At 69.3% G+C, this 14727-nt stretch carries 11 protein-coding genes; 7 read left to right on the plus strand and 4 right to left on the minus strand.

Translation table 11 applies throughout. The features are described from left to right. Nucleotides 1-406: 406 nt before the first annotated feature. Nucleotides 407-976, minus strand: coding sequence for a sigma-70 family RNA polymerase sigma factor (locus ACIBM5_RS31395; RefSeq protein ID WP_396009948.1), 570 nt, complete (start codon nt 974-976; stop codon nt 407-409). Between the two features lie 523 nt (nt 977-1499). Beyond that, nucleotides 1500-4601, minus strand: a complete 3102-nt coding sequence (locus tag ACIBM5_RS31400) for an AfsR/SARP family transcriptional regulator (RefSeq protein ID WP_396009949.1) — start codon at nt 4599-4601, stop codon at nt 1500-1502. 795 nt (nt 4602-5396) lie between these two features. On the opposite strand from ACIBM5_RS31400, the gene ACIBM5_RS31405 reads away from it, so the two are divergent. The 3 genes from ACIBM5_RS31405 to ACIBM5_RS31415 all read left to right on the plus strand — a co-directional run bounded on the left by ACIBM5_RS31405 (nt 5397) and on the right by ACIBM5_RS31415 (nt 8302). After that, nucleotides 5397-6227, plus strand: a complete 831-nt coding sequence (locus ACIBM5_RS31405) for an alpha/beta fold hydrolase (RefSeq protein ID WP_396009950.1) — start codon at nt 5397-5399, stop codon at nt 6225-6227. A gap of 155 nt (nt 6228-6382) precedes the next feature. Then, nucleotides 6383-7216 carry an alpha/beta fold hydrolase gene (locus ACIBM5_RS31410; protein ID WP_396009951.1) on the plus strand — a complete coding sequence of 278 codons (834 nt, stop codon included), beginning with the start codon at nt 6383-6385 and terminating at the stop codon, nt 7214-7216. Between the two features lie 375 nt (nt 7217-7591). After that, complete coding sequence (locus ACIBM5_RS31415) at nt 7592-8302, plus strand: potassium channel family protein (RefSeq protein ID WP_396009952.1); 711 nt, start codon at nt 7592-7594, stop codon at nt 8300-8302. Nucleotides 8303-8404: 102 nt separating this feature from the next. Here ACIBM5_RS31415 and ACIBM5_RS31420 read toward each other — a convergent pair whose 3' ends face one another. Together ACIBM5_RS31420 and ACIBM5_RS31425 are read right to left on the minus strand one after the other, a co-directional pair. Continuing rightward, on the minus strand, nt 8405-8683 hold the full coding sequence (locus tag ACIBM5_RS31420) for a transposase (protein WP_396009953.1): 279 nt from the start codon (nt 8681-8683) through the stop codon (nt 8405-8407). A gap of 112 nt (nt 8684-8795) precedes the next feature. Beyond that, nucleotides 8796-9716 carry a TY-Chap domain-containing protein gene (locus ACIBM5_RS31425; protein WP_396009954.1) on the minus strand — a complete coding sequence of 307 codons (921 nt, stop codon included), beginning with the start codon at nt 9714-9716 and terminating at the stop codon, nt 8796-8798. An 824-nt stretch (nt 9717-10540) separates the two neighbouring features. On the opposite strand from ACIBM5_RS31425, the gene ACIBM5_RS31430 reads away from it, so the two are divergent. The 4 genes from ACIBM5_RS31430 to ACIBM5_RS31445 all read left to right on the plus strand — a co-directional run bounded on the left by ACIBM5_RS31430 (nt 10541) and on the right by ACIBM5_RS31445 (nt 14709). Then, nucleotides 10541-11257 (plus strand): AraC family transcriptional regulator, encoded by a 717-nt coding sequence (locus ACIBM5_RS31430; protein ID WP_396010090.1) that lies wholly within the window; start codon nt 10541-10543, stop codon nt 11255-11257. Between the two features lie 141 nt (nt 11258-11398). Beyond that, complete coding sequence (locus tag ACIBM5_RS31435; protein WP_396009956.1) at nt 11399-12943, plus strand: AMP-binding protein; 1545 nt, start codon at nt 11399-11401, stop codon at nt 12941-12943. A 75-nt stretch (nt 12944-13018) separates the two neighbouring features. Continuing rightward, complete coding sequence (locus ACIBM5_RS31440; RefSeq protein WP_396009957.1) at nt 13019-13903, plus strand: amidohydrolase family protein; 885 nt, start codon at nt 13019-13021, stop codon at nt 13901-13903. Continuing rightward, nucleotides 13903-14709 (plus strand): SDR family oxidoreductase, encoded by an 807-nt coding sequence (locus ACIBM5_RS31445; protein ID WP_396009958.1) that lies wholly within the window; start codon nt 13903-13905, stop codon nt 14707-14709. Before ACIBM5_RS31440 ends, ACIBM5_RS31445 begins: the two co-directional genes overlap by 1 nt. Nucleotides 14710-14727: the final 18 nt, after the last annotated feature.

A 14727-nucleotide genomic window follows, 5' to 3' on the forward strand; every position in this document is an offset into this window, starting at 1 on the left:
GAGCCGGGGAGCGTCCTCGTCGCCGATCCCGAGCCGGTGGCGCCGCCTCGCGCACACCCTGACGGCCTGACGCCCCTCGGCCCACGCGGGCTCGCCGGGGTTTCGGCTCGTTCTGCCAGGCCACCACTGGGCGAAGAAGACCGCGCCGGTGGTGTGATCTACGAACGGATCTCCCATTCGATGCAGGTCCTGCCGGAAAAGTGCTCGAAGGTGGCCGGCCAGTAGTCGGCGAACCAACCCATCCCGCTCCCCGCTCCGTCGACGACCTCGCAAAGTCTTGACGGGTTGAACCACCGGTTCGGTCCTACCCTTGCGATGTCGCGGTCGGGGCGAGGCTGCTCGGCGCATCGACCCCCGCGCCGTGCCCCCTGAGAACCCGCGCCTGCCACCGGCCCGTGCGCCGTGGTCACCCGGTGAGGACGCCCTGTTCTTCCAGCGCCTTGCGCAGTGCCCGCACGGCGTAGTAGGCGCGGCTCTTCACGGTGCCGGGCGGGATGCCGAGGTGCTCGGCGGCCTGGGCCACGCTGCATTCCAGGTAGTACATGAGACGGATGACGGTTCGCTGCTGCTCGTTCAGTTCCCGCAGGGCCTTCAGCACCGCGTGCGTGGTGATCGTGGATTCCGTGCTGTCCCACGACGTGTCCAGGTCCTCGACCGGCACGAGCTCCAGCGGCCGATTCCGCCGGGCCCGGTGGTGGTCGATGACGAGGTTCCTCGTGACGGTGAACAGCCATGGCCGGATGTGGTCGCCGTGGGTGTCCAGAAACCGGCCATGCTTCCAGGCGCGGGCCGCGGTTTCCTGAAGGATGTCCTGTGCCTTGTGCCAGTCGCCGTCGAGCAGCCGCGTGGCGTACCGGACGAGCAGGGGCCCGTACCGGTCGTAGACGTCTCGCACCAAGGCATCGCAGTCGGTGTCCGATGCGACGTGCCGGTTGTGCGCCCGAGGTGGAGCGAGGGTGGTGGTCCCCGCTTCCATGGTCCGGTTCATGGGTGGTGCCCGTTCCTGTTCAGGTGTTCTGTGGCCTGCTCTCCCGCATGCGCGGACGAGTGGCTCAACAGTCGTGGGGGGCCCTTGACCGAACCTTGTCGTCTCCTTGTCGTGCCCCTCGGTGTCTTCACGCCGTCCGCCCCGGAGAGCCGGGGACGCGGTCGGCGCGACGCGAAGTGAACCGCCGCCGTGCCCCGGGCGTTCACAGGACAGGGACACACTTCGGAGTTCTTGGCGCACGGGTCGACGACCGACGCTCCGCCGCGCCTTCCGGCAGGGTGTCCACCACCGCCATGTCCCGGCGCCGTCGCCTGCGCCGCAACGATTGGGAACATCGGTGATCGGTTCACGGCTTCGCCGCGTCCCCGATGCGCGGCGACAAGGACTACGGCTTCAGGGCCGACCGTGCGCTCCCGCGCCGCCGCATCGCCTGTACCTTCCCGGAGAAGATCGATCAGGCCCGCGACCGCGGCGCATGGCCGGGAAGCAGGATCGACTGCTGCGACGGACCCTACTGCGCGGAACCACCGCTGCGCGGAACCGGGAGGCGATGGCTTCCGGCCGCCCTCTCCGGCACGATGGGCGCGGGGTCCGCATCCATCTCCAAGGCGGTGAGCCGGTCGCGGACCTGCCGCGCGCTGTGACGCATGGCGCGCGCGTCGGCGTTCTCGAGGGCCTTGACCCAGTCCGCGCGTGCGCCCTCCCGGTCGCCTTGGGCCAGCCGGGTGTCCCCGAGTCGCATGAGTGTGCCGATGGCGTTCCTGTCGTCGCCCAGTTCCTCGAACGCCAGCGTCGCTCGCCGGTAGGTGGCCACCGATTCCTCGTAACGGCCGAGCGCACGCAGGGTGTAACCCACGATGTCCCACCCCTGGGCCAGTTGCCACGGCGCGTCCAGGCGCCGGAACAGGGCGATGCCTTCCTCGCTGTACTGAAGGCTCTTCTCCAACTGCCCCAGGTTGGCGCGGAACCAGGCGAGTTCGAGGAGACACTCGGCCAGCCACAATTCCTCACCGGTCTCCCGGGACAGCTCCAGTCCCCGCTCGGAATACGTCACGGCCTCCTGGATCCGACCGGACAGGAACAGCGCGCACGCCCTGACGTAGTGGGTTCGCGCCTGTTCGCCGATCATGTCGAGTTGCTCGAAGATCGTGGTGGCGCGTCGCAGGTGCCGCAGGGCTTCTTCGGGGTGGCCGAGATAGCCGTGGATGCTGCCGAGGTGGCGCAGACAACGGCCCTCTTCGAGCCGGTCGCCCCGGCGTCGGGCCACTTCGAGGGCGGGCGTCAGCGCGGAAATGGCTTCGGGCCAGAACTCCTGGCGTTGCAGATGTTCCTTGAGCGACCAGGCCAGCCCGGTGGTGTGGTGGTCGAGCCGCCGGCTCACGGCGAAGTGGAGCAGGGCGTCCAGCACCCGGTGCTCGGCGGCGAACCACCGGGTCGCCTGCCTGACGTCGGTGAACCTCTCCGGGACGACCCCCGGACCGGGCACCCCGAGGTCGAGTTCGGCCGTCGTGTCCTGCTTGAGGAGTTGGTTGGCCCCGTAGGCGGTGAACATGTAGTGCTCCAGGACCCGCAGGGTGGCGTGGTGGCGTTCCTGGGCGGTGTCGTGGATCCGGGTGAGTTCCCCGGCGTAGCAGCGGAGGAGGTCGTGCACGCCGTAGCAGCCGGGCAGTGGTTGTTCCACGAGGCAGGAAGCGGCCAGGGCGGCGAGTGCGCGGCGGGTTCCGGCGAGGGGGAGGCCGACGAGGCCGGCGGCGGCGGGGGCCGTGATGTGGGGGCCCGGGTGCAGGGCCAGGAAGCGGAAGAGCCGGGCGGCGGGCTCGTCCAACGACCGGTAGGACCAGGAGAAGACGGTGCGCACGTCGGTGCTGCTGTCGAAGCCGGTGAACGCGTCGAGGTCGCCGCGGGTGTGCCGCAGGTCCTCGACTATGGCACCGAGAGGAAAGGACGGGTCGAGTTCGGCGCGGGCGGCGACGACGGCCATGGCCAGGGGGAGTCGTCCGCACAGGCGGATGATCTCGGATGTGGCGGTGGGCTCGGCGGCCAGTCTCTCGCTTCCCAGGCGTCGTTCGAGGGCTTGGTGGGCCTCGGTCTGTGAGGGCAGCGAAAGCGTGAGCGGTTTGGCGCCGTCGGTGGTGATCAGGCCGGCAAGCCGGTTGCGGCTCGTGATCAGGGTGAGGCAGCCCGCCCCCGCCGGGAGCAGGGGGCGTACTTGCTGCTCGTCACGAGCGTTGTCCAGGACCAGGAGGACCCGCCGGTCGGCGAGGAGGCTGCGGAAGAGCGTGCTGCGGGCCGGGGTGTCTTCCGGGATGCGCTGCGCGGGAACGCCCAGGGCGGTGAGAAAGCCGTGCAGAACGGTACCGGGGTCCACGGCCGGCGCGTGGGGGTGGAAGCCGCACAGGTTGACGAAGAGTTGTCCGTCGGGGAAGGACGGGACAACGCGGTGGGCGTGGTGGACGGCGAAGGTGGTCTTGCCGACGCCCGGGGTACCGCTGATGACGACGACGGAGGAAGCCGTCGGTCCGGGTCGGTCGGGTGCACCGCTCATGGCCGACAGCCACGCTCCCTCGGCGGCTCGTCCCGCGAACACCGGGAGACCGCCGGGCAATTGAGCCGGACGTGGTGGGGGCGACGGTGCGTTTTCCTCCTCTGCGGCCTGGGCGCGACGTACGTCGGAGCGGTCGGCCGCGTCGGCGGGCGCGGTGGCCTCGTCCTCGTCCGGCCCCCCGGACGTGCCCGGCCCGATCGCATCGTGGCGCTGCTCGATGCCCTTGCCGGGGACGGACGCCGCGCCGAATCCGTTCGGCTCACCGGCCGAGTGAAGGGGTGGCAGATCGTGATGGAGGATGCCCTGGTGCAGGGCGCGCAGGGGCGGGCCGGGTTCGAGGCCGAGTTCGTCGGCGAGGTGCCGGCGCAGTTCGTTGTAGCGCTGAAGCGCCTCGGGGTGGCGGCCGGCGAGGTACAGGGCGCGCAGCAGCAGGGCCCAGCCGGTTTCCCGCAGCGGATGTGCCGCGGTCAACTCCTGTGCCGCCTCCAGGGCCTCGGTGACTTGTCCTCGCATGAGCAGTGCCGTGGTGCGGATCTCGCTTGCGGTCTGCCGCAGTTCTTCCAGACGGGCTGTTTCATGGATGGCGAACAGGTGGTGCGCCGCGTCGGCGAACGCCGTGCCCCGCCACAGCTCCAGGGCGTTCCGGGTCTCCTCGACGACGCGTTCGGGCCGGCCCTGGTCCATGAACAGGCGCGCCTGGGCAAGGGACCGCTCGAAGCGTACGGTGTCACGGCTCTCGGGCGGCACACGCAGGGCGTAGCCCAAAGGCTCGGTGACCAGCAGTTCGAAGGCGCCGTCCCGACGCAGATGCCGGGGTTCCAGGACCGCGCGCAGCTTGCTGACGTGCGCGTGCAGGGAGTTCACCGCTGTGGCCGGGCTTTGTCCCGGCTGCTGCGGCCACAGTTCGTCGCACAACGTCCGGGGCGCTACGGCCCGGCCGTCGGCGAGCAGGAGACGGATCAGCAGCAGTCGCTGCCTGAGTCGACCCGGATCGAGGACCGCGCCCGCCCGCCGTACCACCAGCGGACCCAGCAGCCCGAAGTCGAGCCCCTCCCCCACAGCTGTCATCGCATCCATCCGGAATCCCACTCGACGGCGCCACCATCGGGGGCACACCATGTGTCTTGCTCGGCGGACATGTGCGCGACCGCTCCGCGGTGACGGAACGGGTGCCCGGCCCACCCGAACATCCGCGCGCACTTCGTTGCGGTGAGCCCCGCCGTCAGCTGTCCGCATATCGAACGGGACATTCGCACCGCTGCCCGCATACCGGACATGACATTAGCAGGAGCCCATTCGCGCGATGACGTCGCGGGCAGGCGGCGCCAGGCCACACATTCAGGGCAGCCGCCTTCGCCGGAAGACGCTCGGCAGTAGGGGCCACTCACCCATTGCCACGATCTCGGCCCGCTCCGACGCGAAGCGGCGGCCGACCGCCCGTGCCGCCGGGCCGCGAACACCGCGCGCCTGACGGGCGGCGTGTCCATCCGCGACGCAGTACGAACCGGAGTGGGCGCGGACCGAGCGCGGACCGCCATGTGGCGCCCGCGAAAGAACGCCCGCGAAAGAACAGTGCCGTTCTCGGGGTGAACCGAGCCGGTTCCGCCGTCGTAGGACAGGACGAAGGACACTCCACCCCGGCGGCCGGGGTCGGTGGTGCTCCAGGCCCAGGTGGGGCCGTGGCCGGACAGGCACCCTCGTGCCGCCGCGACGCGTCACCCACCCCTCCGATTCGCGCCGGCCATTCGGCCCGGATCGAACACACCAACCCAGTTGTCGACCGGTGCTTCGCCTCTCGAACGCACCGCCCCGTTTCGCCGGGTCCGATCAGGGCCGACGGCAAAGGAAAAAGGACATTCACGCATGCGCACGACCCTTCTCAACCGCAGATCCGCCCTGCTCGGTGTCACAGCGGCCGTAGGACTGTCCGTCGCCGCCGTCACCCTGCCGGGTGCGGCCGGTTCGGCACCCCTGCGCCCGGAACGACCAACGATCGTGCTGGAGCACGGGGCGTTCGCCGACGGCGCGAGCTGGGACGGTGTCGTCTCGCGGCTCCAACGTGCGGGCTATCCCGTGGTGTCCGCCGCCAACCCACTGCGCGGTCCGGCGACCGATGCCGCCTACCTGCGCAGCGTCGTCGACCACGTCGACGGGCCGGTGGTCCTGGTCGGCCATTCCTACGGCGGTACCGTCATCAGCCAGGCCGCCGCGGGTCTGGAGGGCAAGGTCAAGGCCCTGGTCTACATCGCCGCGTTCCTGCCCGACACCGACGAGAGCTCGCTCGGCCTGACGAACAAGTTCCCCGGCAGCACCCTCGGCCAGGCGATCGAGTCCGTCGACCACACACTGCCCGACGGCGGTCGTGGCGCGGACGTGTACATCAAGGCGGAGAAGTTCCGCGCCCAGTTCGCCGCGGACGTGCCGGCGGACAAGGCCCGGCTCATGGCGGCAGGACAACGTCCGATCGCCGCCGCCGCGCTGGAGGAAAAGTCGACGAAGGCCGCTTGGAAGACGATCCCCTCCTGGTCCCTGGTGACCACGAAGGACCTCAACATCCCCGTGGCCGCCCAGCGTTACATGTCGGCCCGGGCCGGCGCCCGCACCACGGTCATCGACGCGTCGCACGCGGTGCCGGTGTCCCGTCCCGACGCCGTCGCCCGCATCGTGGAGCGCGCGGCCCGCACGGTCCGCTGAGCGACAGGACCGCCCCCATCGCGGCCTCGGAGAACTCCGAAGCCGTGCCCAACCGGGCATCGCACCACCGTGCCCACCCGGGTCATCACCCGCCGTACCTCCCGACCCGGGCGCTTCATCACCCACCACATTTCTCATCGAAAGGCAGTAACACCATGGCGTTCATCACCGTCGGCCAGGAGAACTCGACCGACATCGAGCTGTACTACGAGGACCACGGCACCGGACAGCCGGTCGTGCTGATCCACGGCTACCCGCTCGACGGTCATTCCTGGGAGAAGCAGTCCGCCGCTCTGCTGTCGGCCGGCTATCGTGTGATCACGTACGACCGGCGCGGTTTCGGTCGCTCCAGCCGACCCACCACCGGGTACGACTACGACACCTTCACCGCCGACCTGAACACGGTCCTCGAAACCCTCGCCCTCGACGACGTCATCCTGGTCGGCTTCTCCATGGGAACCGGCGAGGTCGGCCGCTACCTGGGTACCTACGGCTCCGCCCGGATAGCCAAGGCCGCCTTCCTCGCCTCCCTCGAACCGTTCCTCCTCAAGACCGACGACAACCCCGGTGGCGTCGACGGCGCCGTCTTCAAGGACATCGAAGCGGCCGTCACCGCCGATCGCTACGCCTACTTCACCGCCTTCTACGAGGACTTCTACAACCTCGACGAGAACCTCGGCACCCGCATCAGCGAGGAGGCCGTCCGCAACAGCTGGAACGTCGCCGCGGGAGCCTCCGCGTACGCCTCCCTGGCCTGCGTGGCGACCTGGACCACCGATTTCCGTGCCGACCTGCCCAAGATCGACGTCCCGACGCTGATCCTGCACGGCACCGCCGACCGCATCCTGCCCATCGAGGCCACCGGCGCCCTCTTCCACCAGGCGCTCCCGCAGGCCGACTACGTCGTCATCGACGGCGCACCCCACGGCCTGCTGTGGACCCACGCCCGGGAAGTCACCGACGCTCTCATGGCCTTCCTGGCCAAGTGACCGACGTCCGGGGGCCGTTTCACCGAGAGCGGGCACGCGCCCCGTTACGCGGCGGAGGCGAGGGCGCAACCGCTTGCCCGTACGCACGCCGCTCGTCGGCAGGACCGTGATCCACATGCACCCCGCCGTCGTTCCCACGACGGCGGGGTGCACGGACGCGGCGGCTTTCGGCTCGGTAGACCCAGGGTTACCGGGCCACCGGTCGCTGTGTTCCGATCTCGCGGGCGGCCTGCGCTGTCATTTAGCATGCGTGGGGGAGCAACCCTCGGTCGGTCCGGCGGAGTCCCTACCGTGACGGAGTTCGTGATGCGGGGCTCGAGCGCAGACCAGGAGTCCACGGCGTATCGGCGGTGGGAAGGCGCGATAGTCCCGTGGTTGACGCTCTTGGCGGTCGTTTCGTTGACCACGTTCGTACTGGGCGAGGTGTTGCAGGCCCGGGAACGCCCGGTGCTGTGGATCGAGTACGGGGTGTGGATGGTCTTCCTGACCGACTACCTCGTCAGGCTCGGACTCAGCCGGGACCGTTGGAGATTCGTGCGCGCCCATCCGCTGGACCTTGCCGCGGTCGCACTGCCCGCAACGCGTGTGCTGCGCCTGATCGCGGTGATCGGGCGGGTCGGGGCGGTCGCCCGCGGTGGGCGCGCCGGCCGCCTGCTGGCGAGCACCGTCGTGCTGGTGCTCACGATTTTGGTCGCCGGCGCCGCTGCCGTCCTGGCGCCGGAACGCCGCGCGCCGAACGCGAACATCACGGGTTACCCGGACGCCTTGTGGTGGGCGATCAGCACGATAACCACCGTCGGATACGGTGATCTGCACCCGGTCGCCACCGAAGGTCGCCTGGTGGGTGCGGTGTTGATGGTCGTGGGCATCGGCATGATGGGTGTGGTCACCGCGACCATCGCCACACGGTTGATCCTCCCCGAGCAACAGGCCGAGGAACGCCTCGAATACGCCCGCCTCGAGAAACGCTTGCGGGGTATGGAGGAGCAACTACGGCGTCTGAACGATCATCTGGGCGCACATGCACAGCCCGATGCCGCGGTCGATGGTTCCGCCCGCCGGCCCGATCCCCCGTCCGCGCCCTGAGAGGGAGCGTCGAACCGCCGGCCGGCGGGCTTCGAGGACGATCTGCTGCGATGGGGCGAGTCCGCACCGTGGCGTCAGGGTCGCGCACGAGCCCGGCCTCCTTCAGGCGCGCGAGCGCCAGGTCGAGAAGAGGGTCGGCGCGGTCGTCCTGCGTGGGGCGTTCCCGGAAGTCGGTCGGTACGCTGTGGTGAAGCCGGGATCGTCCGGCTCCGAGGCCATGGCGTACTCGAAATCGATGCGACGGCGGACCGCTTCCGCTGCCCGGCGGTCCGACAGGCCGAGCAGGAACTGCAGCACACCGACGGTCGCCGGCTGGGCGCGTGAGATGCCGGGCCGTCCCGCGTGGGGGTACCAGCCCGCGAAGTCCTCGTCGGACCTCACCCCGTCCAGCCGGTCTCTCGCCCACGTCGCCGTCGTACCGCCCGGATTGCTCGCCCACTCGATCTGCGCGGTCAGAGACGGGACTTGCTCACCAGAGCTGAGAGCTGGGCGCTCACCGCCGGGTCAGGCCCAGCTCGTCGAGGGCGTATGTCGGGTCGGGTCGGGAGCCGTTGCGGAAGACGCTTACTGTGACCTCGTCCGGCCGTTCGGCGCCCAGGGTTTGCAAGGCGGCGACGGCCTTGCGGGACAGCGGACCGGCGCCGGCGTAGACGACCGGCTCGCCGAGCGTCCACTCGGCGAAGTGCGGGGCGGCGATGTCGGGCTGCCAGCCGTTCGCGAACATGCGCCGGGACTGCTCACTGCCCGGGGCGTCCGGGGTCGGCAGGTTCCGGGGGTCGAGCCTCTCGCCGGACGCACTCGTGCGGATCGTGCCGTTGAAGGTCGTCATGAACTGGACGATGCTGTCCCGCGGGCCGTTCATGATCACGGCCGCGTCGGTCGGCAACGTGCCCAACACCCAGTCCAGTCGGGTCTGCAGGTCGTCCCACGCCGTGCACGGCCCGGTGGCGCCGCGTGTGCTGGGACGATCGTCGAAACGCTCCAGGCCGTGGACCCTGAACGGGCCGTCCTCGCCCCACCCCCGCACCGTCACCTGCTCGGCGGGTACCGCCAGCACGTCGCGCAGGGAGGCCACGATCGCTCGGCCGTACTGCGCGCGGAGCGGAGCGTCGGTGTACCAGAGCCACTCCAGACACCAGGTCGGCTGGATCGGCGAGGTGCCTGTCTCTCGGCACTGCCAGCCGAGTTCCGCCAGGTCCCGCTCCTGTCCGGCGGTCAGGGGAATCCCGTCCGCTGCGAACACTTGCGCCATCACATGCCGCTCACCGCGCCGGGTCATCGTGACGGAGACGGAGTTCTCCGGCGCCCCGATCCGCACCCGGTCCCAGTCTTCTACATACTCGCCCCCCAAGAGGTCCGCGACCAAAGGCACTTCACCGCGGCCCAACAGGGCGTCCCACACTGTCGACTCCATGCCGCCCAGCATGCCCAACCCCTCCGACACCACCGGGCACCGGGCTCGGGAGCGCACGGCCACCGACTTCACGCGCGGCGCCGACCCCGGCCATGGATGCCGGTGCCGGTCACTCGCGGGTGGGCCTACGTGCGGGATCCGACCCGGGTACGACCTGCGATGCACGAACAAGGTTGTCGCTACTTCTGGTTGCCAACGTGGGATCGTCGACTCGCCGAGCACTCGGCTCACATCGTTCTCCGAACCCGCCGACCCCGCTACGACTGTGAGGATTATCGAGTGCTGTTCCGGGCGGTGGCCTGACTCGCGCTACGGCCGGCTTCGTGCCTTGAGTTTGATCTGTCGGCCACCTGCTCGGAGCGGCACTTGCTGCCGCCAGGCAGGGGACGTGTCCCGAGCAAAGGACCACGAGCACGGTCGCCGGGTTCCTGGGGCAGGACGCGAACCCGATTCCCCGGCTGCGTGCGCTCCGAACGCCGGCGCACGAGACCGGCGACCCGGAATTCGCGCACGAACCGATCGCGGCCATCCGCAACCGCCGCCTGGGTCATGACAGGAACGCTTTCGCCCGCGCCGGTCTCCGGAAACGGGCCCGTGGTCGGGTCGAGCAGGTCGCGCATCGCCGCCACGACCGAGGGCTGCGAGAGACGAGGTGGGCCGGTGCTCACGGCCGGGCGCACCGTCCACGTGCCCTCACGGGCGCGTTATCGGATTCGTGGTCTCCTGTTCCGATGGCCCGCCAAGCGCGGGCTATGGTGTCTGCTGTGACCGAGGTTGCGCAGCAGGCAGTGTTCTGGACCGACGACTCGCCGGCCTGCGAACTCATGCCGCACGGTGAGGACATCGCCGCGCACTTCCACGACTACGGACAGCTGAGGTACGCCGCCTCCGGGGCGCTCGTCACCACGACCAAGGTCGGCACCTGGGTGGCGCCGGCGAACCGCATCACGTGGGTGCCGCCCTTCCAAGTCCACCGCAGTCGCTCCTACGGCGAGACCGATGTCCGCGTGCTTGCGGTTCCGGCAGCGCTGTCCGAGGAACTGCCGCCCGAACCGTCGGTCTTCGCGGCCAGTGCGCTGCTGCGCGAGGCATACCTGGCGATGAGCCGCGAGCGCGAGTCTGCCGCCAGTGAGCGCGGCCGTCTGCTGCTCGCGGTGATCGGCGCGGAGCTGATCCGCGCCCCGCAGGAGCCGCTGCGGCTGCCGGAGCCCAGCGATCCTCGCCTCAAGGCCGTCACCGACCTGCTGCACGCCGACCCGGCCATGTCGGCGACGCTGGCGGAGCTGGGGCACCGAACCGGTTCGAGCGAACGGACTCTCAGTCGGTTGTTCGGCATCGAATTGTCGATGAGCTTCCATCAGTGGCGCACGCTGCTGCGGATTCAGCGGGCGCTGCTCGAACTCTGTGAAGGTACCTCGGTCACCGATACGGCGATGCGACTCGGCTGGGCGAACCCCGGCAGCTTCATCGACGCCTTCACCACTCTCGTCGGCCAGACGCCCGGTCGTTACCGCTCCACGGCGGGGGCGGCTCACGACTGAGCACCGCCTCCGTCGACCTGGCGGGTTATCGGAAATTCGAGGCGGAACATCGGTGGCACGCCAGTCCGCTCGGCGGCCACGCTTTGAGGCATGTCTCACCACCTTCCGGTTCACGGCGCTGCGGCTTCACCAGCCGCCACAATGGCATCCTCCGGAGTCACGCTGGGTGACCTGATCCTGCAGGCGCTCAGCCGGCACAGCTCGTCCGAGGCCTTCGTGGCCGGTGATCGGCGATTGACCTATGCGCATGTCAGGGATCTCCTCTCGCAATACGTGGCCGCGCTGGCCCGTCGGGGAGTGGGGCTCGGCATGGGGGTCACGATGCTCGGTCCGAACATGCCGGAGTCGTGGATCGTCCAGGCCTCGACGTATCTCTTGGGCGGCCGCTTCACCGGGCTGCAGACCCTGGCCTCGGTCACGGAGCACATCACCGTCTGCGAGGACGCAGAGGCCACGGTGCTGGTGGTGACCGCGCCCTTGGAGGAGCATGGACGCCAGGTCCTCGCCGAGGTCGACTCCCTGCGACACCTGATGGTGATCCCCGCCGCCGGTGGTCTGCCCGAGGGCGAGCCCTCGGCGGTCCGATCGCTCGACCGTGGTCCGGCGACGGAGATGGATGTCGCCTGGCTGCAGTACACCGGGGGGACGACCGGCAGGCCCAAGGGCGTGATGCAGCCTCATCGGTCGATGGTGCAGATGGTCCATGTGCACATGGCCGACTTCGAGCTGCCACACCTCCCGCGGTACCTGGCAGCGGCCCCGCTCACCCACGCGGCCGGGCTGGCCGTCATCCCGACACTGCTGCGGGGCGGCACGGTCGTGATCGAGCAGGGCTTCGACCCCGGCCGGTTCCTCGACGTCATCGAGGCCGAGCACATCAATTGTGTGAACGGTCTTCCGACGATGATCTACACCTTGTTGGATCAGGAGCGTCCGGAGACCAGAGACCTCTCCGGACTCGAGGTCATCTGGTACGCCACCGGACCGATGTCGCCGGTGCGCCTGGCGGAGGCTCGCGAGCGGATCGGTCCGGTCTTCGCCCAGATCTACGGGCAGACGGAGTCGGCCGGCATCGGGACGGTCCTGACCAAGGCCGCACACGAGACCGCGGGCCTCGAACAACTCGCCTCCTGTGGCCGTCCCATGGTCGGCAACCGCATCAGGCTCATCGACGACGACGGCCACGACGTTCCTTGGGGCGAGGTGGGCGAGATCGCCATGCGGGGCCGCGGGGTGATGCAGGGCTACAAGAACCTCCCCGACGAGACGGAAGCGGCGCTCAAGGGGGGATGGCTCCACACCGGAGACCTGGCCCGCCAGGACGCCGAGGGCCTGATCCACATCGTGGACCGCAAGAAGGACATGATCATCTCGGGCGGTTTCAACATCTACGCCGGCGAAGTCGAGGCCGTCCTGACCGCGCACCCTTCGGTGGGCTCGGCCGCCGTCATCGGCGTGCCGGACAGCCGCTGGGGAGAGATCGTCACCGCGTTCGTGGTCCCGCGACCAGGGCGACGGGTCGACATTCGCGCGCTCCAGTCCTACGTGAAGCAGGTCAAGGGCTCGATGTACGCGCCCAAGAGGGTCGTGGTCGTCGACTCACTTCCCGTTACGCCGGTAGGCAAGGTCGACAAGAAGCGCCTGCGCGCGCCGTTCCGGGCCGACTCGACCCGCAACATCCACTGACTGTCCCGATACGGACTATTCCGATACGGACTATTCCGATGCCCTTCCCGGGGCCATTCACGAAAGGCGCTCGGTGTGATCGCACCGCCGGCCCGACTGATCGACTTCCACTCCCACTGGGGCACAGAGCGAGGATGGAAGGGAAGCCCGTACGAGACCGCCGAGGACCGCGAGGCCCTGCAGGGCTATTTCAAGTGGGACATGAGCTTCGTCAGCGACGAGGAGCAGGCCCTCCGGTTTCGCCGCGCCAACGTCAAGGCGATGCTCGACTTCGCGTTCACCCACACCATGGACGCCGGTGCACTACGCGACCAGCACGACTACGCCTTCGACTATGCGCGCAAGCACCCCGACGTCGTCCTGGGCAACTGGATCGGCATCGATCCCACGCAACCGGCCCACGTCAAGGAACTCGAGCGTTGCCTGGGCGAGGGGACGGGACTCGTCGGACTGACGGTCCACTCGTTCACCCCGGCCGGAACACCCGACCGGCCGGAATGGGAGACCTGTCTGAACATGTGCATCGAGGCCAATCGTCCCGTCCTCGTCCATGTCGGCATGTCGGCCACCGGGGCCGGTACCCGCGGCGGCATGGGCATCACCCTGGAGGGCTGCCACCCTCGTTACGTCGACCGCATCGCGGCCAGGCATCCCGATCTGAACGTGATCGCGGCTCGGGTGGCGTGGCCCTGGCAGTCGGAGATGATCGCGGTCGCACTGCACAAGGCGAACGTGTGGATGGAGCTCCACGGTTGGTCACCGCGCTACTTCCCCGACGAGTTCAAGCGCGAGATCGGCAAGCGGCTGCGCAAGAAGGTCTTCTTCGGAGCCGACTACCCGATGCTCGCCCACGAGAGGCTGGTCCAGGAGTGGCGCGAGGAGGGCTTCTCCTCCGACGTCCTCGACGACGTGTTCGCCGGCAACGCCGAGACCTTCCTCTCCTCGATCGGAGTTCAGTGATGGACGTCGCATTGACCGGCAAGGTCGCCATCGTCGGCGGCGGCAGCGACGGCTTGGGATATGCCATCGCCGATCGTCTTCTGCAGGAAGGCGCCAAGGTCACGATCTTCGCGCGACGCGCGGAGAAGGTCACAGCCGCCGCGCAACGGCTCGCCGAGGCGTACGGCGAGGAGAAAGTCCTCGGGCTGGCCGCCGACTGCTCGGCCGACACCGACATCGAGCGCGTCACCGCCTCGACCCTCGAGCGATTCGGTCCGGCCGTTCACGTTCTGGTCACCAACGACGGCGGACCGCCGATCCGGCGCATCTCCGAACTCACCGACGAGGTGTGGCTGAAGGCCTTCGAGCGCCACTTCTTCTACGTCGTCAGATCCGTTCGAGCCACCTTGCCGTACATGACCACCGAAGGCGGCAGCATCCTCAACGTGGTCTCCGGCGTCGTCGAGCGCCCGGCCGTCGGCATGGCGGCGTCCGTCGGCGTGTGGTCGGCGGTGATCGGCTACGCCAAGACCCTCGCCCTGGAGGTCGCCGGGCAGGACATCAACGTCAACACTCTGTTGTCGGGTTTCTTCGACACCGCCCTGCTGGGCGGAATGCTGGAACGGCAGCCGGAGCTGTCCAAAGCCGGCCTCGGGAACGCGGTACCCATGGGACGCATCGGGGAGCCCCGTGAGTTCGCCGACCTGGTCGGCGCGCTCGTGTCACCCCACCTGCGATTCGTCACCGGCGCGGTGATCCCGGTCGACGGTGGCGCCGGCATCGGCATGGGCATGGGCGCGAGCTTCGACTCGCCCACTTCGAAGTGAGGCACTGTTCATGAAGCG

Origin of the sequence: Embleya sp. NPDC050493, assembly GCF_044458105.1 — a bacterium.
Taxonomy (GTDB): domain Bacteria; phylum Actinomycetota; class Actinomycetes; order Streptomycetales; family Streptomycetaceae; genus Embleya.